This window comes from Aquamicrobium terrae, assembly GCF_040545735.1.
GTDB classification, from domain to species: Bacteria; Pseudomonadota; Alphaproteobacteria; order Rhizobiales; family Rhizobiaceae; genus Mesorhizobium; species Mesorhizobium terrae_A.
In genome coordinates this window covers 35661-58365 of record NZ_JBEPML010000022.1, presented here as the reverse complement: position 1 = coordinate 58365, position 22705 = coordinate 35661, and the positions used below count along the sequence as shown (strand labels likewise).

Genomic DNA, 22705 nt, shown 5'->3' with positions numbered 1-22705 from the left:
GGATCCGGGACGCCCCGGATGACGATTGATCTTACATCTGGAAAGGATAGACGGTCTTCCAGTCCTGCTGCATGTCGACGACGAGCCAGCCCCGATCGGGCGCTTCGGCGAGCGCGCGGTCCAGTCGGCCCATCTTCGAGTCCCGGTCGTAGGCCCATTCCCGTTCGGCATCGGTGTGATGCACGATCATGCCGAAGCGCGGCCCCGGACGGAGCGTCGTCCATTGCAGCATTTCGAGGTCGCCGTCGGAATTGCCGGCGGCGAATACGGGAAGCCTGCCGATGAAGCGGTTGATGGCGACCGGCTTGCCGGGGCCGTCATTGTTGAACTCGATCTCCGGCAGCTTGCGCAGTTCGGCCTTGCCGCCGTCGATCTCGAACTGAGCTTGTATGGCCGAACCCACGATCTGCTCGGGCGGAATGCCGTAGACCGTTTCCACCCAGGGACGCATGAAGTCCACGCCGCCGCCGGAAACGATGTAGGTCTTGAAGCCGTTCGCCCGCAGGTATGCCAAAAGCTCCAGCATCGGCTGGAAGACGAGGTCGGTATAGGGCCGGTCGAAACGGGGGTGGCGGGCGGTTTTCAGCCATTCCTTCACCTGCACCTGAAACTGTTCGGTCGTCATCCCCGCATGGGTCAGCGCCACGATCTGGAGCAGCCCCATTTCCCCCAGCGCGGCAATCGCGGCAGGGTCGCCGGAAAGGACCGACTTGTAGGGTTCGATTCCGGCGAGGCCGGAGTTGACGGCGGCGAGCGCCCTGATCCGGTCGAGCGCGAAAGCGAGCTGGAAATAGACCGGCTGCTCGGACCACAGGGTGCCGTCATTGTCGAAGACGGTGATGCGCTCCTCGGGCGGCACGAAATCCGGGCTGCCCTGCCCCGTCGTGCGCTCGACGAAGGCGACGATGGCGTTTCTGGCCGGGCCGTCGTGCCATGAGGCAAGAGGCGTTTCCTCAGCCGATGCCCGCGTCGCGAAAGCGGGGATGGCCATGGTGCTTGCCAACAGGGAGGAGCCTCCGAGAAATTCGCGGCGGGTGGCGAAAGAAGGTGTTGCCATGCCGTCAGTCTCCAACAACGTTCCAGTTCCTGTCGGGATTGAAACTCCTGATGCGCTTGACGAGCGCTTCGGTTTCCCCGCCGAGATCGGCCTCGTAGACGATGCCACTCTGGTTCACCTCAAAGGTCTTGACGCCTGTTTCGCCATAGCGGACCGGCCAGGCGATGAGGGCGAAGCCGACGATCATGTTGCCGTTGATGATGTAGTCGTGGTCGCCGCCGGCTATGTGGACGCCCTGCCGCGTCAGGATGCGGTAGCGGTAGCCGAAATAGCCATCGTTGCCGTCCGCGAGCACGGCTTGGTCGACAAACTCGCCGGCCGGGCTGTCGCCGTCTCCCTGTTCGGCGGGCCAGTAGAGCCCATCGGTCCGGCCCTCGCTGCTGATCAGCCGCTGGGCGTATTCGAGCACGCCATCGCCGTCACGATCGAGCGCCCGATAGTCGCTCTGGGCGTCGACATAGGCGCGCATGGTGGCGATCGCCTCCAGTTCGTTCTGGCCGACCCGCCGGTTCACGATCTCCTGCAGGCCGGCATAGGTGTCGAAACTCCATTTGCCATCCCCATCCTTGACCAGCGGGAAAGGCAAGGGCCAGAGCTTGTCGCCGATTTCGACAAGCTTGCGATCGTCCACGTCCTCGACGACCACCCGTTTTTCCGCACCGTTGCGGATCTGCGCAAAGGTGGCGGCGGTGTTTGCGTCGGCCTTGAGCTTTGCGGCATCGAGGCCGAGCAGAACGGCGAGCGCTTCGAGATCGTTGTCCCAAAGCGCCGTCTTCATGGCGGTGACAGCCGCATCCGCGCTATCGAAGGTGGGCGGTTCGGCAAAAGCAGCAAGGGAGGAGATGCGCGGCAGATCCTCGCCAAAGACCATGGCGGGCATCAGCGCCAGACCGGCGAGGATCGTGGTACGCAGCGTGTGTATGGTCAGGGTGTGAAGGGCGGCGTTCATCGCTTCGGTCCTCCTCTTCTCAATGCCGGCGCCCGGTGGGCCGTTTGACGGCCTTGTGCGCGCCGCCGCGCAGCCCGCCACCCATGGACTGCCGGCCACGATCCGACCGCATCTGCGAGACCTTGCCGCGATCGACATCGCCGAGGCCGGTCGCCTGCCGTGGCCTGTTGTCTACCCTGGCCGCCGGCTTCACCTTGCCGGCAGGGCGGGCGGCGGCGGCAGGCTTCTGGACCTTCGGCTTCGACACCTCGCGCTTGACGTTTGCGGGTTTCTGCATCGCCGGCCTGCTCGCCCCAGGCCCCGGCTTGAGCCCTTCCAGCGTCAATTTGCGGATGTCGGCGGTCTGCGCCTTCCCTTTACCGGACCGGCCGGCCACATTTTCCCGCTTGATGTTCGCCGTCCGGTCGCGCAGCGCATTGTCGCCGCCGGCCTTGATGCTGTTCCTGATGCCGTTGCGCTCGAGGCTGGCGAACTGGTCGCGGTCGATCCTGATCTTCGAACGGTCGACATTCTTCCAGTCGATGTCGCCGAAATTCACCTTGCCGTTGAGATCGATGTTGTTGAGGCAATGGTTGCAATCGATGTCGATGTCCGGCCCGTTCCAATGCCCGCCCCAGACATCCCAGTCATCCCAATCGACCGCGGCCGCCCAAATGGCGCCGGTAACCGCGCCGGCAAAGAAGGTGGCTCCCGGATTCCAGTAATAGGGATAAGGGTCCGGATAGTAGGCGACTGGGGCCAGCGGATAATCCGCGACATAGAGCACCTGCGGGTCGTAGCGCGGGACATAGATCACCTCGGGGCTGGCCGGCTCTATGATGACGTTGCCGCCCTGCTTGTCGACCTTCACCTTGTCGTCGGTCTTGATGACGCCCTTGGCGACGGCTTCCTCGCGAAGCTGCTGGATGGCGATGAGTGCGTCCTGCTGCTGGTAGGCTATCGCCTGCCCCAGCGCCTGCGTCCAGTCGAGGTCCTCACTCATCATCTTCACGATCTCGGGATAGTTGAGCAGCGAGATCACGCTGCCATCCCAGCCATCCTTGGGCTGCAGGCTCTTGTCCTTGGCGTAGCTCTCCAGATAGCGCCCGGCTTCCACCACTTGCAGCGGATAGAGTGCGGATGCCGTAATGACCGCAACGAGATCGTCCGGATAGAGCGCGATGCGTGCCACCAGAATTTCCATCTCGTCGGCATCGAGGGGCGCCGGCACGTCGGAGGCGGCGGCTGCCGGATCATCGGCGGTGACCTGCTGCTGTTGGGCGCGGGCGGGTAGCGTGGCACCGCCTGCCAGCATCAGCAGGGTGATGGCGGCAGTACCCGCCAATTTGAAGAGCCGGAGTGCAAGCATGGTCTCCTCCTCATCCAAGCAGGGAAAACAGGCGTGTGATGAGTTCCTGCACGCCAAGGGCAAGAAGCACCACGGGGACCATCGGCAACACGGCAGGCAGTGCGATGCCGGCCAGCACGTAGCGGTTGACAGGAACGATGGACAGGTTCTGGACGACCGCATACGCCTGATTGAGATCGGTCAGCGTCCCGTATTCGCCGCCCATTTCCCCAAGGGCCTCACTTTCGGTTGCAGGCCGGCGGGCTGGGCGAAGCCATTTCGCCTCGAATGCGCGCAGATAGGCATCGCCAAGCGCCCCATAGGCGAACAGGCCCTGTCGCTTCAGCAGGGCAAGGCGTGGCGCCAGCACGAACAACGGCAGGCACAGAAGCAGGGTCGCAATGATGATATAGGCGATGAGCGGGCCCCTTATGCTTTCGACCGTGGCGCCTGCATAAATGATCTCGTTGGCCATAGCGCCGGCGATGACGACGCCGCCGGCGAAGGAGAACTTGGACAGGCGCTGCTGGAGGGCCGGCAGGAAACCCAGTCCACCGGCCCCGTCCGGATGAGCGGCATGGAGGGCAAGGTCGAGCCGGGTGATACGTCGCAAAAGAAGCGCCCACAGCACGAGCCGCCAGATCCACAAGAGGGCCACCAGCAGCCAAATCGGCTTGGCGACGAACTGGAGCCACATGCCGGCCGGGGTCAGGCTGTAATCGGCATCGAAGCTCCATCCCGCCACGGTACCGACCAGCGGACCGGTACCCGGCGGCAGCAATGCGGGAAGAAAGGCCACGACCACGAGGAGCAGTTCCGGCCATACGGTATCGCGCAGACGCACGACGCCTTTCACGATTTGCATGAAGGCTTGCCGACCTTCCGCTTGAACAAGACCCGCATCGAGGAAATGAGCTAGCGCCCGGCGCGAGAGCGCGTCGCTGTCGGGCGCGATTAACACCAGCGCCGGCAGGGCGATCAGGAAGCGGCAGAGCGTGGCCACATCGCCGGCAAGCGGCATCCCTGCCTGCCGAGCCAACAGCGTGCCGTCCATGGCCGAAAGGATGACCAGCGGCAGGAAGCAGACGGCGACGAGAACTGCACAAAGCAGTGCGGCGCCGCGCCACCCGGGCGCGGCCAGCCCAATACGCCTCAGGAACAGATAGATCGGCCCACCGCGGATCAGCGAGAACCATGCTTCGCCACCAGGACCTGGCGCGGACGCCTTTTGAGTTGTGAACTGCATCTTCACGATCGGTCCCGACGCCTCCGTGTCACGTCCGGATTCTCTCCTTACAAAGCCTGAAACGACACCGTCGCCATGGGCCGGGATCATGCCGGTTCTTCCGGCTCGGCAAGCCTGGCTGCCGTATCTTCCGCTTCCAGTTCGCGCAGCTCGCGCTGGTCGCGCTCCAGAAAGAAGTTGAGGAAGGTGCGAATGACGGCGATTGCGCTGACCTGCCCGATCTCCCCCCAACTTGGCGTCACCGAGGTCTCGATGATGTCGGCCGCAAGCTGGAAGGTGAGGCCGGCGACCAGCCAGCGGGAATAGCGCATCCAGATCGAGCGGATGGCGGGGTGTGCGCTATCGCCCTTCAGCGCGCCGGGAATGCCTCTGAGAAACGCCTCCACCGTGCCGATCACGATGACCGCGAGCGCCATCAGCTCCACGATCGGAACAACCTGTTCGGTAAGCTCGACGAGCAGATCACGCATCATGGCCGGTCAGCCTCCCTTTGCGGCCGCGAGATGCACCTGAAACCGAGGTGCGAGATGGATGTGTCGATCGGCTGCGCCATGCGCGCGGCGGGCCGGTAGCGGCGACAGTAGTTCGGCGCGCACAGATGGGAGCCGCCCTTGGTGACCTTGCGCGGGATGCCGGCGGCCGTATTGCGCTGGTCGATGCTTGCCTCGCGCGCGGCCCCGCGCGGGTTGGTCGCGGTGCAGCAGGGACCGTCGATCCTGCCGTGCTCCTGATACCAGTCGCTCGTCCATTGCCAGACATTTCCGGCCATGTCGTACAGCCCGTAGCCGTTGGGGGCGAAAGACCCTACCGGCGAGGTGAATTCGTAGCCGTCGTCCTGGGTGTTGCGATAGGGAAACTCGCCTTGCCAGGTGTTGGCCATATACTTGCCGCCGGGGGTGAGTTCGTCGCCCCACACGAATTCCCTGCCATCGAGACCGCCGCGCGCGGCAAACTCCCATTCGGCTTCGGTCGGCAGTTCCTTGCCGGCCCATTTGGCGTAGGCCTCGACATCCTCCCACGCCACATGCACGACCGGGTGGTCCATGATCTTCCTGACCGAGGTTCCCGCGCCGCGCGGGTGACGCCAGTTGGCACCGCGCACATAGGTCCACCAGTTATAGTGGTTGCCCATGTCCACAAGTCCGGCCGGCTTCTGGAACACGGTCGATGCGGGCGCCAGCATTTCCGGCAAGGCCCCCGGATAATCGTCCGGGTCGGCCGGGCGTTCGGCCACCGTCACATAGCGGGTTTCCTTGACGAAGCGCTCGAAGTCGGCATTGGTGACCGTGAATGCATCCATCCAGAAGCCGTCCACCTGAACGCGATGCGCCGGCGCTTCCTCCGGATAGTGCTTGTCCGAGCCCATCATGAACCGGCCGCCCGGAATCCAGACCATGCCGGCCGGCGCCGCAAGGTGCGCCCGGGCGTCGTCCATCGGGGCTGGTTGCTGGCGGATACTCATCCTGGCTGATCTCCAAAGATGCGATTCCAGTCGCGCTCCATGCTGACGACCGTAAGCCCGTACTCGTGCGCCCTGTCGAGCGCCTCTACGAGGGGACTGAGCGCGAAGTTGCCGTCATAGGCATATTCACGCTCCGCATCGTCATGATGCAGCAGCAGCGCGAGACTTGGATAGGAACTGCTCTTCGTATAGCGCAGCATCGCCAGATCCCCGTCGGAATTGCCGAAGGCCAGGATCGGACGCCGCCCGATGTGGAGATGGATGTTTGCCGGCTTGACTTCCCGATCATCGAAGCTGCCGAGTTCGGCCAGCTTGACCATATCTGCTCGTCCTTCATCGATCTCGAAACGGGTTTTCACGCTCGAGCCGATCACCTGATGGCGCGGAATGCCGTAGATCTCCTCCGAAACAGAGCGGACGAAATCACCGCCTCCTCCCGTTACGATGAAAACCGTAAATTCGTGGGCGCGCAGAAAATCGAGAAGCTCCAACTGTGGCAGGTAGACATTATCGATGAAGCGCCGGCGCAGCTTCGGATGCTGCGCGCTTGCCAGCCACGCATGGGAAAGCCGGTCGAAATTCTCAGGCGTTTCGCCCGAATGCGTGGTCAGGACGAAACGGAAAGCGCCCTCCTTACCGAGCGCCTTTATGGCGGCCAGGTCGCGTTCCAGAAATGCCTTGAACGGCGGCCGATCCTTGAGCGATGGATCGGCCTTGGCCATTTCCGCCAACCTGTCGAAGGCGAAAAAGAGCTGGACCTGGATCGGCTGCTCGCACCAGAGCGTGCCGTCATTGTCGAAGGTGGCGATACGATCTACCTTCGGAACGAAATCCGGACCGTTCCCATCGCTCACGCGCGAGACGAAATCGATTATCGCGCGCTTCGCCTCACCATCGTTCCACGAGTTGAGAAAGCCGCTCATAATGTGATCTCCGCGTTGCTGGTGCGCCGTGACCTCACATATGGGATCGACACGATTGCCCCGATAACGAGGTGATAGAGCACCACGGCCAGCACCGCCTTTTCGTCCGGGAAATTGGTGCTGGCGATGGCAATGGCGACACCGGGATGGCGCGTGCCCGTGGCGAGTGCGAGAACGGTGCGGTTCTCCGGATCCGGCCCGCCGAGGAGGTGGCCGATGGCGAGCCCGATCAGCGTGAAGGCCGCGAGCGCAACCGCCACGCCGTTGCCTACCAGTTCCCAGATCGCCCGGGTCGCCACGAACAGGACCGGCAGTACCGACAGAACGAGAAGAGCCGTTGCGAGGATCGAGACAGGCCGCGCCGCGCGTTCGGCCAGCAGCGGCGCAAACATGCGCACAGCGATCCCGAGCCCGAGCGGCACGAGAACCGTGACCAGCACGGTCTTTGCGACGGCTGCAGGCGATATGCCGGCCTCCCGCCCGAAGAACGCGCCGGCCAGACCGACCGCCAGCGGCGCGAGCACGATCGCGGCCATGGCGGCGGCGGCAAGCAGGCTGATGGAGTAGGAGGCCGAGCCGCCTGCCTTCGTCTGCTTCTTGGGCAGAATCGGCGGCACGGGCGAAACGGCCAGGGCGATCAGCGCGACTTCGACGGGAAACGGCAGATCGAAGAGCGCGGATGTCGCGACCGCGACCGCGACCATGGCGATGTTCATGGACAATATGGAACGCAGGAGCAGCGAGGGGCGCCGCAACAGATAGACGGCATCGCCCTTTTCCGTCTTCAGCCCGAGCGCGAAGACGATGAGGAAGATGCTGATCTTGATCGCCAGCGGGATCAGTTGCGCCAGTGTCACACGGAGCCCCTTCTTCGAGATGTTTCCGGGACAGGCGATGCGGGAGCATCGCCTGTCCCTCAAATTTTCGACGGCTAGTTGTTGGTGGTTCTGCTCGTCTCAAGCCGATCCATCGCCGCCTCGAGCGCCTTGTGGAGGCTCAGCGTGTCGGCAGCCTGGCGCGGCGGGAAGGCTTGCAGGCTCTTCAGATGCGCGGCGATGAACGGAGTTGCCGCAGTCGGCGCCCACAGCTTCTTCACCATGAACTTGCGTCCGATGTAACCCCACTCATGTGACTCGGGATCCATCTTCTCCAGCGGATCCATCAGCAGGTTGAAAAGATAGGGGCCGCTCGGATATGACTTCTCGTTGAACCAGCCCCCATCCTTCTTCACGCCGATATGCATCTTCCAGCCGTCGACACGGACGGCCATCAGATCATTCTCGTCGTAATAGTAGAACTCGCGGCGCGCCGACTTCGGCGACTTGCCCGTCCAGTGGTCGAGGTTATTGTATCCGTCGAGATGAACCTTGTAGGTCGTGCCGTTCATCTTGTAGCCGTCGAGAAGATCGCTCTTCAGGTTCGGCAGACCGGCGGCGGCGGCCAGCGTGACGTACAGATCCTCGTGCGACTGGATTCCGTTCGAGCTGGAATGCGCCGGGATCTTCGCCGGCCAGCGAACCGCGCACGGCACCCGCAGCCCGCCTTCCCAGCTCGTGCCCTTCTCGCCGCGGAACGGCGCATAGCCGGCATCGGGCCAGAACATCATCTCGTTGCCGTTGTCGGTCGTATAGACGACGATGGTGTTATCGTCGACGCCCATCTCCTTGAGCTTGTCGAGGAGGACGCCGACATGCTCGTCGTGCTCGATCATCTTGGCGCGGGCAACATCTTCCTCGGCTCGACCTTCATCCACTGCCTTCTGGATGTATTTCTTCGGCACGTGTGACCAGATATGGATCGCGCTGCTGTTGAACCAGCAGAAGAACGGCTTGTCGTCCTTGGCGGATCGGTCGAGGAAGTCGAGTGTCTTGTCGAGCACCTCGCTGTCATAGGTTTCCATGCGCTTGCTGGTGAGCAGGCCCGTGTTTTCGATCTTCTGCTTGCCGACGCGGCCGAACACCGGATCCTCGGTCGGATCGTCGACATCGGTCGCCCAGGCATGCAGCACGCCGCGCGGCCCGTATTTCTTGAGATATTCCGGGTTCCTATGGCTCGGATGGTCGAGCTGCTCCGGCTCCTCCTCCGCGTTGAGGTGGTACAGATTGCCGAACCACTCGTCGAAGCCGTGCACCGTCGGCAGGAATTCGTTGCGGTCGCCGAGGTGGTTCTTACCGAACTGGCCGGTCGTGTAGCCTTGCGACTTCAGCACTTCCGCGATCGTCGGGTCCTCCTTCTGGATACCGCGCGGTGAGCCGGGAATGCCGATCGTGGTCATGCCGGTGCGCACCGGCACCTGGCCCATGATGAAGGCCGCGCGCCCCGCCGTACAACTGGCCTGGCCATAGTGGTCGGTGAAAAGAATGCCTTCGTTGGCAATCCTGTCGATGTTGGGCGTCCTGCCCATCATCCCATGTGTATAGGCACCTACGTTCCAGTAGCCTATGTCGTCGCCAAAGATCACAAGGATATTCGGCTTGCCAGATTTCGCGGCCATATTGATCTCCACTTCATAAAAGACACGACTTCCTTGGCCATGATCGAAATCGATCGGACCGACTGCTTTTCCGCTAGTTGAATGGGCCTACGCGGAAGACCATGCTGGTGATCGCGGCAATGCCGATGATCAGAAGCACGACGGCAGTGACCAGGGTCAGCGATGGCGGAAACTTGCTCTCGCCATGAATGAGGCCGGCCCTTCCCATTTCGTTGCGCTCGGCACGAAGCCCGAGCATGAACTGGATGTGGTACAGGATACCAAGCACCAGCATGGTGATCCCGACCGCGACCAAGGCGACGCCAAAATTGCGGCCGGCCCCTCCATGCTCGATGACAGCACTTTGCTTAAGCTTTTCAAAGAATTGGTAGATCGTGAAACCGAAGCTGATCAGCGAGAGCGAGGTGCGGATTACCGACATCAACGTACGGTCGGCACTCATGCGGGTACGTTGGAACGACATGCCGGTACGGCGGGCCGACAATTCCGTCGAAGAGTCTTCGAAGATGGGGTCCGTCATCGCTCACTCACTCGAGCCACAAGCTCCGTTCTATAGGCGCGCATCGCCATACCCAGACACTTCAGTCCGAGGCCGAAGTGTCCGATGACAAGTTACCGCCAACTGCTTCATCGAAAGCGCAAAGTAATTTTTGAACCCATTCGGGGTCCGACGATAGTTGGACCAAGGGCCTACCTTCCGCCAGGCGGCCCAACAGCCGGGCGCATCGACATGTCTGCATTGGGGAGAAGCTATATTTTGAGCATGCAGGGGTATTGCGTGAAGCAGAATTCAAACGGGGACGTAACGTCTTGGACAAGTGCCAGCAAAAAAGCGGATCCTACGAAATGCCATTGCTAGATCAGCCATTGCTGACGTAAAATTGGCTGGTTCTATCGTCAGCGGGGCACATTCAATCTTGATGTGGGGATAAAGGACCCTCTACTTTGGTTTATTAACAATGTATTGGTTTACACCATGGCGGAACCTTCATTCCAGATATATCTTGTCGATGACGACCCGAGCATACTTAGGGCGCTTTCACGCGTGCTTTCCTTGCCAGGATATGAGACGCGCACATTCGTCGACGCTGAATCGTTCCTGGATGAGCATGATCCCGAGATCGCCGGTTGCGCGATCGTCGACCTCAGCCTGCCCGGCAAAAGCGGATTGGAAATTCAGAAGGCCTTGGATTCCAGCGAAAGGGCCGTAATTTTTCTAACCGGCCATGGCGACATTCCGACATCTGTCCAGGCGATGAAAGCTGGAGCGCTGGACTTTTTGACCAAGCCTGTGAGTTCGGAAGCGCTGCTTGCAGCGGTTGAGCGGGCGATGCAGGTAGATGTGGCCCGACGAAAGTTATTCTCTGAACGCAAGAGCTTTGAGGAGCGTTTCGCAAAGTTGACGCGACGCGAATATGAGGTGCTCCGGTATGTCGTCGCGGGCAAGCTGAACAAGCAGATCGCCGACGAATTGGGTATCGTCGAAAAAACGGTCAAAGTGCATCGCGGCCGGATGATGGGAAAAATGGGCGTCAAGACACTGGCCGATCTCGTTCGGCTGGTGCAACAGTTTGGCCTCTGACCTTCTGTCGTTGGACCCAAGGCCAACTACGCGGGAAGTCGGTTGTGGCTTAGTAGATAGCCATGGACGTCGCGGATCCGGTCATAGCCATAGTCGACGATGATGAATTTGTGAGGCGCGCATTGAGGCGTCTCATCGGTATGTTGTCGTATCGGCCGGTTGCATTCTCCTCGGGCGAGGATTTCCTTGCAAGCCTCGCATACATGGTCCCGGCATGTGTGCTTCTCGATTTGCACATGCCGGGATTGAACGGCCTGGAAGTTCTCAAGGAAATGCGCTCTCGCAGCTTCAACGTTCCCACAATCATCATTTCGGGAAACGGGCGACCGGAATTCCGTACACTTTGCATAAGGGCGGGCGCCATTGACTATCTTCAAAAGCCATTAAGCCCCACGATACTGGACGCGACAATCCAGCAGGCCCTAGCTCGCCGCAACGGGAGTGCTCCACCCTCCAACTGAAACTGATTTCCATATAGGACTGCGACACAACACTGCAAATTCCCTCAGGCCCGGCATCGTGGCCGAGATGCGGCACCCGATCATTGACGGCCATGACCGCTTCTTGTTTCAACGAGGAAATATACAAGGCTGTTCGCCACCGGGATTTGTTTCACCAACCGCATACAGGCTACTCATGACCCGCCATATTTCGATTGAGTCTGATTTTCCTCCTGAAGTATGATGTGAACTCGGAATCGGTGATTATTGAGGGCGGTTATATTCAGGTGAAGCTCATTTTCTTGAGTTTGCTACGTTGGGCCGTTACATTCATCACTATATGGGCAGGTTCCGCCATGGCGGACGCCGAGCCCATTAGAGTTCTTCTCATCTATGAACCCGATGGCAGCAAGGCCTCTACTATCGAGTTCACCGAAGGCTTTCATAGCAGGCTGGACGCACCCAACCCCACCGCCTTTGAGATATATAGCGAGTACCTGGACAGTTTGCGCTTCCCGGAGCCTGAGCACGTGACGCGCATGGCAAATTTGTTGAGCGCCAAATATCGCGACAAAAAGCTGGATGTCGTTATCGTATTGGGACCGTACGCGCTCAGCTTCATACTCGACAATCGTGAGAAAATTGCGCCGGATGCTCCGCTGCTCTTCGGAGGAATAAGCACGCGCTCTACGAGATTGCATGAGCTTCCACCTGATGCAAAGGGAATTCTCAGCGAGTTCGACCTTAGGCAAACCTTGTCCTTGGCGCAGAGGCTTCAGCCCTATGCAAAGAAAGCCTTCGTCGTATTTGGCTCCGGCCCCTTCGATCAAAGCTGGGGAGCCTCTGCAAAGGCTGCTCTGGGTGACCGCTATCTCGATTTCGAAATCGAATATTTGACAGGGCTCAACCTCGATGGTTTCGCCGACAAGGTCCGGCATCTGAGGCGCGAGGATGTCGTGCTGCTGCTCACCGTCAGCCAGGACGCCCAGGGCAGGAAATATGACCCGCGGGAGGTTACCGCAAAGCTCGCGCCGATTTCCAGTGTACCGCTCTACACCGTCTACGACACTTTCGTGGCGGCAGGTGCGCTCGGCGGGCAAATGGGTACATTTCGCAGCGTGGGCGAACAGATGGCGGATCTCGTGGTGAAAGTGACGTCCCAAGATCAGACACTGCCACAATTCGTACGGCAGGTGTCCCAGCCGATCGTCAACGAACTTGTCATGAAACGGTTCAATATCGATCCCAAATTGCTACCATCCGGCTCCGAAATCCTCTTCCATCAAACATCGGCATGGGAAGAATACAGTACCGAAATCATGCTGATAATCGCCGTCGTCCTGCTTCAGTCGGGGTTGATTACGGCACTTGTACTTCAAGCCTCGCATCGCAGGAAGATCGAGGCGGAGCTCGCACTGGGACAACGCGAACTCGCCCATCTGTCGCGCGCTTCCATGCTTGGCGAGCTTTCAGGTGCGTTTGCCCATGAGTTGAACCAACCGCTTACATCTATGCTGGCAAATGCCGAGGTCGGAAAACGTTTGCTGAACAGTCCGATGGAAACAGGCAAGCTGGGGGAACTGAAGGAAATATTTTCCGACATTATCGCCGATAACAAGCGCGCTGCAGACGTCATCATCCAGCTCCGTCGCCTGCTTACGAAGGGTGAGGCCTCTCTTGAACCCGTCGAGCTGAGCCAAGTGGTCAACTCGACGCTCGCCCTCGCCAACGCCGAATTCGTGGTCCGGCAAACAAAAGTGAACTTCAAACGACCATCATACCCGGTCGAAGTACTGGGCAATTTCGCGCAGTTGCAGCAGATCGTACTAAATTTGGTAGTCAACGCTATGGATGCAACCTCCACCTTGCCTCCGGCTAACCGGCAAGTGGAAATTGTGGTGCGCAAGGATGGCCGTTTCGGCGAATTGATCGTTCTCGACAACGGGCCGGGTCTGACACCGGACATGATGAACGACGCCTTCAAGCCGTTTGTAAGCACGAAGCCCGGCGGGCTGGGCCTCGGACTTCAGATTTGCCATTCGATCGCGACGGCGCATGGGGGCACATTGGCGTTCGACGAGGGCTACCACCGAGGCGCTCGAATCGTCCTTCGGCTTCCCCTACAAGAATAGATGTTTGAAAGTACATTACATATAGAAGGAATTGGAGTTTTCATTGGAACAATCAACCGGATAGATAATTGTTCAGGAGAATATTGCTTAGCGACGCCGCATAGTCATTCGGCCGCCCTGCCGAAGGTACAACGCGGATGCCGAGCCAACCGGCTGCGCGGGCGTCTTTAGGTGAAATTCCGAACTCTTTCTTGAACGTCCGGCTATAAGCTGACGGATCCATAAAGCCCCATTTCTCGGCAATAGTGGAGATCGGGCTTCCATCTGTATTGTCACCCAGGGCATCGCGCGTCTTTAACAGTCGCTGTCGCCTGATATGGTTCGATACGCCTCCGGCCGGCTCGAAAATCCGATAGAGACGGGAGCGGGAAATCCCAAGCTCCTGGCACAGTTTTTCCGGCGTCAGGCTCCGGTCGCCAAGACTCGCTGCGATGAGCTTGTTTGCGCGAGCCATGAGGACCGCGTCGATCGCTTCCCGTGCTTCGAGAAAATAGTCTCGGGACGGCGTAATGCAGGCGGCGAGAAGGCTGGTGGTTGCCGCAGCGACATAGGGGACATCATTCACCGTGCGGTCCGGAAGGGAACCATAGAGCAAAAGGATATAATCGGCGATGAACGTCGCCATTTCCGGACGAATGTCGAGAGTGAAGGCTTGAGAGAACGCGAAATCCCGCGGCAGGAACAGGCAAAGAACGCCATCGTCCTCGCCCTGATCCTGATGTGGCTCCGCCAGACATTGCCAGCGCAATTGTCCTGTTTGGAATGGGGTGCCGTCGGAGGGAATAGTCTGCGGTATGGAAAGAACCCAATGATCGAAGACCGGGTTCTTCCTGCTGCTCCAACGGCGGCGATAACCGGTCCCGGGATATTCGATGAAGGCCAATGTCAGGCTACCCAGTTGCCAGACCCGCTCCCGTGCGGCGAACGACCCGAACGCGTCCCGGAGCAGTTCAACGTCGACGATATTCGAGTGCCAGCTTCGAAAAAGATCGAATTGCTCGATCGGAGGCGCAGACGAGGTGTCCACATCGACCGCACACGTCAACGGTCCCCCGGCACCAGTTCCGTCGCTTTCGACCTCTCCTCGTACTTTGTCCTGCATTAAGACAACTCACCGGCTGGAGGATGGTGACAGGCCCAGGGAATTGTTGATCAAGAGATTACCCAGGTTGCCGACACCCTTGATTGGCCGATCTATGCTCAGCCAAGCCGAATGCCGAACGCCCTGCCATCCAAGTTCGCGCGCCTCCTTGGGGGACAAGCCGAACTCCGCTCTGAACATCCGGCTATAGGTCGAGGCATTGGTAAAACCCCATTCTTCGGCGATATTGGAAATCGTCCGCCTGTCCGCGCTGTCGGCCAGGGCATCGCGTGTCTTGAGCAATCGCTTGCGGCGGATGTAGTTGGAAACCCCGCCGGCCGGCTCGAATATCCGATAGAGATGGGATCGCGAGACGCCGGCAGCGCGGCAGAGCTTGTCCGGCGTCAGGTCGCGGTCGTTGAGCTTTTCCATGATGAGTTGCGCAATACGCACGGCCGCGACTGCGGCCACCGGGCCATGTGCGGCCGAGGGATTGTCTTTGGATGGCATGAGGGCGGCCGTGAAAAGATTGGCGGTCGCCGAGACGATGTGAGGCAAATCCCCTTCTGTGAGATCAGGAACAGAGCGATGCAACAGAAGCAGGTATTCCGCTAGGAAGCTCAGTGTAGCGTCGCCGACTTCAACTCTCGACGGATCGGCTGGCAGCAAGCTGCGCGGCAAAAGGAGCGCGACGAACAGATGATCGTTGCTCGATCTGGCGTCAGGTAACGCGAGGCTCCTCAAGGCCGGCTTTCCAGTACTCATCCCGACCTCCGGCAGCCGCGAAAACGAAACGTTCAACAACCAGTGGTCCAGAATTGGCCGTTTCCGGTGCTCCCATCGAATAGTATAGCCGGAACCCGGACATGTTACGTCCATCAAAACCAGATCGCCGAGTTGCCACACCCGCTGGCGGGCATGAAACGAGGGTCCCGCGGACTGCTGAAGCTTGAGATCGACAAGTCCTTCGCTCCAACTCCGGTAAAAGTCGAACTGCTCCTTGGCCGGCACCGCTGAGGTGGCGATGTCAATGGCACAACGAAGAGGCTCGTCGGCGAAGGGGTCGATGGGAATGCGGCCTGAGTTTACCCTTGCGTCCATGACAACGCCTATCTTGCCGTCATCGGGGAGGCTCGTGTAGCACCACCATTGCGTCTCGCGCTTCCGGCCATCTGTCGGAGGATTCGTTCCGGCTCCATCCCGACTCCGGCCGCCGGCTTCGAGTTTCCGGTAGTCAGGATGATGGCGACATAGCCGCTCCCGGCGCAGGGGCAGACTGGCATGACGGTCGCGGCTAAAGGTCGTTTGAGCACCATTGCCCTCCCGGCATTTCCGTTCGAACTCCGACTGCCGCGCGTTGACGACAGCAACGAGGCCGTACGATCAGAATCTCCTGAGAGCGAGCCGATCTCTATCCACTTTCCGACAGGGTGAAACGGGTGTCGGGAAACCTCCGCCAGCGGCGCCGAACCCGCTGGAGAACAGACCTGAAGTGCCGGCCGTGGAAGCGATGAAGCGTCGACGCACCCTGTCGCGCGCTTCCTGCGGATCACGGCGCAGGCGGTGCGTATCGGCCTGTTCATTCATCCCTCCCTCAACGAGGTCTTTCAGTCGTTCGGCACCCCCCAAATGCGCCGCCGTGTCTCGCTGGGCGAGCACCCGAAGAGCGCCGTATAGGCCCCGGCAAAGCGGCCCAGATGCCAGAAGCTGAAGCTCATGGCGATATCGGTGATCGAGAGGCGATCACCCTTTGTCAGGATCAGGCCGTGCGCAGCCCGTAACCGCCGCTCCCGCTCGTAGGCGCGAGGGCTGACTCCCAGATGTTCCCGAAAGGCGCGCTCCAGTGTCCGCTCGCCGATGCCCAGCACCCCGCAGATGGCGCAGATCGAAACCGGACCATGCGGACTGGCCTCGAGGATAGCGAGAGTGGCATCGACGATTTTGCGCCGTACGCCGGAACCGGGACTGCGGGCAGACGGCTCCTCCGTGCAGGAGAGCACTCGCGCGAGCGCGGCGCCCGCCTCGCTCGCCGCAACTGCCAGGCCGGCGCTGAGGTCGTAGCCGCGCCGCGCGGCAGCTTCCGCGAACCCGACGGCCCGCAACAGTTTCTGCTGAAGCTCAAGTTCGGTTTTGGGGGCAAAGCACTGCTCGTGAACCCCAGGCATCAGCCAATCTCGTCGACCCGAGTGGGCGGCAGACGCGGTACGCAACGAATCGAGCGCGGAACCCCGCAGGCCGATACGCATGAGGCGATAGTTTCCGGGCATCGCCAAATCGAATTTCGTTCCCGGGCCGAGGATCCGCAACCGCGGAATTTCGCTCTGCTGACCGTTAAAGGCGGCACCTTCGCCCCAAAAGAATACTGCCGTCAACGCATCGTCATTGATCGCCCCGGACATGGCGATGCCGCCTGCGTCCCGCAAGTCGAGGACAAACGCGTCACTGTAGTCGATGGTCGCCAGGCGTGATGAATGATGCTGCGCACCGATCTGCCGGATATGGAATTCCGCATCGGGATCAGACTCGCGGGTGCGGGCCACGACGGAGTTGTATTTGCGCGCGTACCAGTTCGGCGCCTCCAGCATTCATGGCCTCCACAACCTGTGGTCCGACCTCGGAGTCACCTCACGTGGTCGCTTCTCTCCAACCAAGCCTTTGGCTGCTACGTCATTTGCTGAGCGAGCATTCTTCCGTATTCACGACGGCCCTATCCTGTCGGCGTCACTATAGTGCAGCAGACAACTGCACGACAAGCCGATTTCTTGCCAATGAAACGAACCCTCAACTTTCCAATATATCAAAATCAATTCAACATTATCTCAATCATTCATAATTTTCTTAAAGTGCTTCAGGAAATCAAAACCTGTACATAACGTTAATTTCCTGCATGCCCAAATGAAACCGGCGGCCAAATACGTGGACACTCTTCCGGACCACCAGAAAATCTGACTCGGGACACATTCCTGCAAGAGTGACCCGAGCTTGTTGGAGAGTAGCGGCAGCATTACTCCATCGCCACTCCCACCCGATCTGCGGGATCGTTGGCCATGTGCTCACAGCGCGTTCCTATGAACCCTACCGTCTTTCATGATGACGGCCAGGCTCGTTTCAGGCTCTTCGATCAGGCGAATGTTATCGAGGGGATTGCCGTTCAGGACCAGCAAGTCTGCAAATGCTCCTGCCTCGATCACGCCCAGCTTGCCTTCATACGGCGTTCGCAGATTCGAAAGGGCAAGCAGTTCCGCATTGACAGACGTCGCTATGCGCAGGATTTCGGCATTCGTATACCAGCGGCTGAGATGGGTCAGCATGATGTTCTGGCGCGGCGTCAGTTCGGGTGAGAACAGCACATCGGAGCCCCAGGCCGTCTTGATGCCGTACTTCTTGACGAATTCGTAGACCCTAGGCGTGCCGACGAAGAGCTGCTGCGCACGCTCGACACCTGGCCCGGTCTGCGAAGCAGCATCCTCCATTGTCAGGAAAGGCTGCATGCTGAGCCAGACGCCCTTGTCTGCGATCATCCTTGCGGTCTCTTCGTCCATCAGATGTGCGTGCTCGACGCAGGTGACACCGGCTGCGAGGGCCCGCTGTACGGTGTTGGGGGCATAGGCATGGACGGTGACGTAAGTGTTCCAGTCTCGCGCCACATTGACCGCCGTGCGAAGCTCATCTTCGCTGAAGGTGGTCATGTCGAGAGGACTACGTGGAGACGACACGCCACCGCCCGCCATGACCTTGATCTGCGAGGCACCCTGCAGCAACTGCTCCCGTATACGAAGCTGCAGGGCACCGGCATCGTCGACAATCGCCGCGCCGCCCAACAGTTCGCCATGGCTGAGTTGTCCACCATTGCGCGGAATCTCCGATGGCATGCGAAGATCGCCGTGCCCCCCGGACGTCGTGATCATGGCGCCCGATGGGAAGATGCGTGGCCCTGGTATGATGCCACTGTCGATCGCCTGCTTGAATGAGAAGACGGGACCGCCCAGATCGCGCACGGTGGTGAAACCACGCATCAGGGTGCGTTCTGCCTCCGCGGTGGATGTCGCAAAGATGATGCCGGGATCGCCTGCCATAAGAACGGGCAATGGAACTGCGGCAAACACCGCATGCCAATGCGCATCGATCAGGCCCGGCATGAGGACACGATCTTCGCAATCTATCACGGTCGCATCAGCGGGTGGAGCGCTGTTCGTCGTATCGATCGACGCGATCCGGTTGCCTTCGACCAGGATCTGGACGTTTGGCTGGAGCGCGTCCGACTTGCCGTCGAAGAGCCTGGCACGGGTGAACAGAACCTTCGCATCAACTTCCGCTGTCTGGGCGAAAGATGCCACGGGCGTTGCTGCGGCGATCGCCGCCGCACCTGCGCCCCTGAGGAACGATCTTCGCGAAAATTCATCCAGGCGTCTCGACGCCTGCAGAAGCATCGGACTTGAACAGCCACAACCAACGCCGTGAACCAGGTGTTGATACTTCATGCCCAATCGAAACATGGGAAATCCTCCTAGTTCATATGACTAAGTTCTCACCGCACTCCAGTCAGAAACGAATCAGTTCTTGGGATCGGAGCAACCGAAGCGGAAAATGCCGTTCTCAACATGCGGCTAAAACGAGCTATCATCACGAGCCGCCGCGAAACATCCAATATATCTTACGCGGCAGTGACGGAACTAACCATCCCCTGATCGTCCACGACACAGTTCATTGTCGTGCCACTTGCGTTGAGTTGCACCTGATAGGTTCTTGCGTCGAGTTTGCGGGAGCTTGTCGGCAACACGGTAGCAGTGTCGACGCCTCGCGATTGCGCCGCCGCATTGGCGCAGATCAGTTGGAGGTCGGCCGGCGCGGTCTCGACGGCCGTTCTCGTCATCTGGTCCGGCGTCGGGCTGCTCTGACACGCGGCCAGAACGGAAGAAAGAAACAAAGATATGGCTATAAGCCCACGTCCGGCGCCGGATTGTCTGTCGGTTGCGTTGTTCATCCTGATTTCCCCTCTGCACTCGGCTGAATCTATACGCCCTTGTAAAGGGCTGCCCCTTGCATGAGCACGATCACCTTCGCGCCGACCTGCACGCGCGCGTGCAGGTCGATGATGTCGTCGTTGACCATGCGGATGCAACCAGACGACACGTCAAGGCCCATCGTCCATGGCTCGGGCGTGCCGTGGATGCGGTAGATCGTGTCCTGATCGCCCTCGTAGAGGTAGAGCGCTCGCGCTCCAAGCGGATTGTCCGGCCCGCCCGGCTGGCCTCCAGCCCATTTTGCGGCGTTCGGGTCACGAGCTACCATCTCGGCCGGCGGCGTCCATGTCGGCCATTCTGCCGTGCGGCCGACGCGCACGATGCCCGCCCAGCCGAAGCCCTCCCGTCCTACCCCGATGCCGTAGCGGATCGCCTGCTGGCCCGGCTGGACGAGATAGAGAAAATGCTGGTTGCCATCGATGATGATGGTGCCTGGCTTCTCCGCGGTACGGAACTTGACAACCTGCATCCGGAAGGGTTCCGGCACCTGCTTGTGCTGGCGGTAGTAACGATAGGCGGCCGTCCGGTCGTAGTTGCTCCAGGTTCGCGTCTGGGGATTGTAAACCTGCGTCCCGGCAGCGAGCGCGATGGTGGAAAATCCGACGCCGACAGCAATCATCATCGCCTTCCGCGCAGACCGGGTACGTCCGAGGCGCTGTGAGCATCTTATCAAAGCGAAAGCCGCCTTCATCTTCTCCAATCCCTCGCTCATCATCATCTGGCCCATCCCTTGACGCGAGCCTCGTGCCCGGCCACCCATTGTTCGGCGAACTCGTACGGGTCCTGCCGTTCGACCTGGAGCGCGTAGCTCATTTCCGTCGCCTCTTCCGGGGTGAAGTCGACGCGATCAAGAAACCGGGCGACTTCCGGATGTCGCTCACGCAGCGATGTCGCATAGGCGATATGATAACGGGCTGTGTCCCAGCCGACCGCCGCGCTCGATTTCTGCTCCCACAAAGGATCTTCGGAGGGTAGCACGATGTTCCACTTGGCCGGATCGTAGGGCGGCTCCGTCAGCCGTACTATGTCGTGCAGCTTGAACACCGCGTGCGGCGCATAGCAGCCGAAGATGATCGGCCGGCCCGTCGCTTCAGCGGCATCCACGGCCGCCATTCCTACATCCTCCGGCATTTCGAGGAGCGTCATGGTCTTGCCGTAGCCGTAGCTGTTGGCTCGGATGCGCTCGATGGCGGTCGAAGACCAGGCCGGCGCGCCGATCCATATCTCGCCCTTGCCGTCGCCGTCCGTGTCGAAGATCGCCGTCTTTTGCGGATCGTTGAGGTCCGAAATGTCCTTGATGCCGTTCTCCTGGGCGGCCCGCGTCTCGCAGATGCCCTGCCACGCAGCTACGCCGATCGGGCTGAGCGCAACCGTGCCGGCATCTTTCACATATTTCTCCACGAGATTGTCCAGGTTCGGCAGCCAGACCTCCGGATGGATATCGACCGCACCGGACTCGAGCCCCGCGAAGGCTATCAGCGTGCCCATCTCCACTGCGTCGGCCTCGATGCTGAACTCCTTCTTCAGAGCCACCTTGATGATGTTCGCGCCCGCCTGACCCGAGAACCAGTTCGGCATGGCAATGACGAGATCGGCTGCACCCGCGGTGGGAGCTGCAAGGAAGACCGCGGCAGCCGCTGTCATGGTCATTTTCGCCAAGTCTCTCATCCCCTATTCCTTTTCATGCGGTTGTCTCGGGAACCGTTTGCCCCGTGCCTCTTTGTTGCTGTGGTGCAGCGAAGGGCTGTGCTTCATTCCGGATACTGTTCCATCCCGCTCGGCGGCGTCCGGTTGAAGACAATGAAGGCGATCACATTGCCGGGCTCTGACGTCGCATCGCTCCGAAGACCGCCGATCTCGCCATCGACCTGGCTGGTATATTCCGCAACGATCTCGCCGAACATGTCGCGCTGGATTGCGATTTTCTGGCCGGGGCTGACCGCGTCCGTAAGCTTCACGAGATGTTCGACAATGCCGCCTGCGGTCGCAATAACCGGGAAGAGGCTGTTGCCCACGAAAATCCCCGTATCGCGTCCGGTGCGTCCGATCGGCCCCTCGATGATGCCGTGCAGCTTGAGCACGTTCATCGTGCCCTCCACGAAGAGAGGGATCATTGTCAGATCAAGGCGCCGGCCATTGCCGATCTCGGGCGTGAAGGCCGGAATACCCACCTGAAAGAGGGCGTCCGACAGAAGACCGGGATAACCGGCGTTGTCGAAGATCTGGTCGATCGGGAAAAGTTCCGCCATGGCCCTGATCTCTGGCACGTCCATCTTCGCCAGGTGAAACGCCGGGGCATCGATGCCGGTATGGCCGGTATGAAAATCAAGGACATAGTCCGAGTTCGGACGGATCAGCCGATTGAACAGAAGACCGGCATGGCGCACTGGGGCGCCCGGCCCGCTCTCGTCGCCCGGCCAGACACGGTTGAGGTCGATCAGGCCTGCACCGCGGCTGGAGTTCGGCCAGCTCCGGCCCATGCTTTCGATCGCAGGCCGGGACACATCGAAGATCGCCATCACGGTGCCGCTCATCGCGGCCGGGTCGAGCTCGTTGACGATGGTCTGGACGGCGTGGATGGAACTCATCTCGTCGCCGTGGACACCGCTCACCAGTGTGACGCGCTTGCCCGGGTTCGCCCCTTTCAGGACGGCCACCGACACCAGCCATGGCTGGCCCGTGGGCCCTTCGACACCGCGGAAGTAGAGGCGATGAAGCTTCCCCGGCTCAAGGTCGGCAACATCAAGCGTGCTGACGACCTGCTTTCCGTCGGCGACATCGCCTGTGTAGACGGTCCCTCCCGACATATTGGATGCCGCAGTTTGCGCCGCGGCGTGATCCGAAGCGAGAACAACCGATGCGGCGGCACCGCCGATGGTCGCGAGCATGAAATCCCGACGATCGAGGCCTGGCATATTTTCCATGACACACTCCCTTATCAAGAAAATTTCGAACCGCGTGCCGGCTGCCGGGTCGCCAGTCTCGGCC

21 protein-coding genes are annotated in these 22705 nt (G+C 60.4%); 3 read left to right on the top strand and 18 right to left on the bottom strand.

Annotated features, from left to right (window positions below; genetic code table 11):
• Positions 1 to 31 precede the first annotated feature (31 nt).
• The 10 genes from ABID37_RS22380 to ABID37_RS22335 all read right to left on the bottom strand — a co-directional run bounded on the left by ABID37_RS22380 (position 32) and on the right by ABID37_RS22335 (position 9978).
• The gene (locus ABID37_RS22380) at positions 32 to 1057 is read right to left on the bottom strand and encodes an HAD family hydrolase (protein WP_435521618.1); all 1026 of its coding nucleotides are present in this window, start codon (positions 1055 to 1057) and stop codon (positions 32 to 34) included.
• 4 nt (positions 1058 to 1061) lie between these two features.
• Positions 1062 to 2006: a DUF2950 domain-containing protein gene (locus tag ABID37_RS22375; protein WP_354198855.1), complete on the bottom strand. Its 945-nt coding sequence runs from the start codon at positions 2004 to 2006 to the stop codon at positions 1062 to 1064.
• A 19-nt stretch (positions 2007 to 2025) separates the two neighbouring features.
• Positions 2026 to 3354, bottom strand: coding sequence for a DUF3300 domain-containing protein (locus ABID37_RS22370; RefSeq protein WP_354198853.1), 1329 nt, complete (start codon positions 3352 to 3354; stop codon positions 2026 to 2028).
• A gap of 10 nt (positions 3355 to 3364) precedes the next feature.
• On the bottom strand, positions 3365 to 4579 hold the full coding sequence (locus ABID37_RS22365; RefSeq protein WP_354198851.1) for a hypothetical protein: 1215 nt from the start codon (positions 4577 to 4579) through the stop codon (positions 3365 to 3367).
• A gap of 86 nt (positions 4580 to 4665) precedes the next feature.
• Positions 4666 to 5052, bottom strand: a complete 387-nt coding sequence (locus tag ABID37_RS22360; RefSeq protein ID WP_354198850.1) for a DUF1622 domain-containing protein — start codon at positions 5050 to 5052, stop codon at positions 4666 to 4668.
• Positions 5049 to 5975 (bottom strand): formylglycine-generating enzyme family protein, encoded by a 927-nt coding sequence (locus tag ABID37_RS22355; RefSeq protein WP_354198922.1) that lies wholly within the window; start codon positions 5973 to 5975, stop codon positions 5049 to 5051. Before ABID37_RS22355 ends, ABID37_RS22360 begins: the two co-directional genes overlap by 4 nt.
• Positions 5976 to 6037: 62 nt before the next feature.
• On the bottom strand, positions 6038 to 6964 hold the full coding sequence (locus ABID37_RS22350) for an HAD family hydrolase (protein WP_354198848.1): 927 nt from the start codon (positions 6962 to 6964) through the stop codon (positions 6038 to 6040).
• On the bottom strand, positions 6961 to 7821 hold the full coding sequence (locus tag ABID37_RS22345; RefSeq protein WP_354198846.1) for a bile acid:sodium symporter family protein: 861 nt from the start codon (positions 7819 to 7821) through the stop codon (positions 6961 to 6963). Before ABID37_RS22345 ends, ABID37_RS22350 begins: the two co-directional genes overlap by 4 nt.
• A gap of 74 nt (positions 7822 to 7895) precedes the next feature.
• Positions 7896 to 9458, bottom strand: a complete 1563-nt coding sequence (locus ABID37_RS22340; RefSeq protein WP_354198844.1) for an arylsulfatase — start codon at positions 9456 to 9458, stop codon at positions 7896 to 7898.
• Between the two features lie 73 nt (positions 9459 to 9531).
• Positions 9532 to 9978, bottom strand: coding sequence for a YidH family protein (locus ABID37_RS22335; protein ID WP_354198842.1), 447 nt, complete (start codon positions 9976 to 9978; stop codon positions 9532 to 9534).
• A 456-nt stretch (positions 9979 to 10434) separates the two neighbouring features.
• Between ABID37_RS22335 and ABID37_RS22330 the strand changes: the two genes are divergently transcribed.
• The 3 genes from ABID37_RS22330 (at position 10435) to ABID37_RS22320 (ending at position 13612) form a co-directional block, all read left to right on the top strand.
• Positions 10435 to 11040 (top strand): response regulator transcription factor, encoded by a 606-nt coding sequence (locus ABID37_RS22330; RefSeq protein ID WP_354198840.1) that lies wholly within the window; start codon positions 10435 to 10437, stop codon positions 11038 to 11040.
• A 62-nt stretch (positions 11041 to 11102) separates the two neighbouring features.
• Positions 11103 to 11501: a response regulator transcription factor gene (locus ABID37_RS22325; RefSeq protein ID WP_354198838.1), complete on the top strand. Its 399-nt coding sequence runs from the start codon at positions 11103 to 11105 to the stop codon at positions 11499 to 11501.
• Between the two features lie 194 nt (positions 11502 to 11695).
• Positions 11696 to 13612 (top strand): sensor histidine kinase, encoded by a 1917-nt coding sequence (locus ABID37_RS22320; protein ID WP_354198836.1) that lies wholly within the window; start codon positions 11696 to 11698, stop codon positions 13610 to 13612.
• Positions 13613 to 13664: 52 nt separating this feature from the next.
• Here the strand turns inward: ABID37_RS22320 and ABID37_RS22315 are convergent, their stop codons facing one another.
• From ABID37_RS22315 to ABID37_RS22280, 8 genes are all read right to left on the bottom strand, one after another.
• On the bottom strand, positions 13665 to 14714 hold the full coding sequence (locus ABID37_RS22315; protein WP_354198834.1) for a helix-turn-helix domain-containing protein: 1050 nt from the start codon (positions 14712 to 14714) through the stop codon (positions 13665 to 13667).
• A gap of 9 nt (positions 14715 to 14723) precedes the next feature.
• Positions 14724 to 15794: a helix-turn-helix domain-containing protein gene (locus tag ABID37_RS22310; RefSeq protein WP_354198832.1), complete on the bottom strand. Its 1071-nt coding sequence runs from the start codon at positions 15792 to 15794 to the stop codon at positions 14724 to 14726.
• Positions 15795 to 16300: 506 nt separating this feature from the next.
• Complete coding sequence (locus ABID37_RS22305) at positions 16301 to 17278, bottom strand: helix-turn-helix domain-containing protein (protein ID WP_354198830.1); 978 nt, start codon at positions 17276 to 17278, stop codon at positions 16301 to 16303.
• A gap of 468 nt (positions 17279 to 17746) precedes the next feature.
• Positions 17747 to 19189: a metal-dependent hydrolase family protein gene (locus ABID37_RS22300; protein ID WP_354198828.1), complete on the bottom strand. Its 1443-nt coding sequence runs from the start codon at positions 19187 to 19189 to the stop codon at positions 17747 to 17749.
• 158 nt (positions 19190 to 19347) lie between these two features.
• Entirely contained in the window at positions 19348 to 19677 is a 330-nt protein-coding gene (locus tag ABID37_RS22295; protein ID WP_354198826.1) for a hypothetical protein, read from the bottom strand.
• Positions 19678 to 19706: 29 nt separating this feature from the next.
• Complete coding sequence (locus ABID37_RS22290; protein WP_435521617.1) at positions 19707 to 20444, bottom strand: L,D-transpeptidase; 738 nt, start codon at positions 20442 to 20444, stop codon at positions 19707 to 19709.
• On the bottom strand, positions 20432 to 21385 hold the full coding sequence (locus ABID37_RS22285) for an ABC transporter substrate-binding protein (RefSeq protein WP_435521616.1): 954 nt from the start codon (positions 21383 to 21385) through the stop codon (positions 20432 to 20434). The genes ABID37_RS22290 and ABID37_RS22285 overlap by 13 nt, the downstream gene beginning before the upstream one ends.
• Before the next feature lie 83 nt (positions 21386 to 21468).
• Positions 21469 to 22632 carry a M14 family metallopeptidase gene (locus tag ABID37_RS22280; RefSeq protein ID WP_435521621.1) on the bottom strand — a complete coding sequence of 388 codons (1164 nt, stop codon included), beginning with the start codon at positions 22630 to 22632 and terminating at the stop codon, positions 21469 to 21471.
• Between the last annotated feature and the right edge of the window lie 73 nt (positions 22633 to 22705).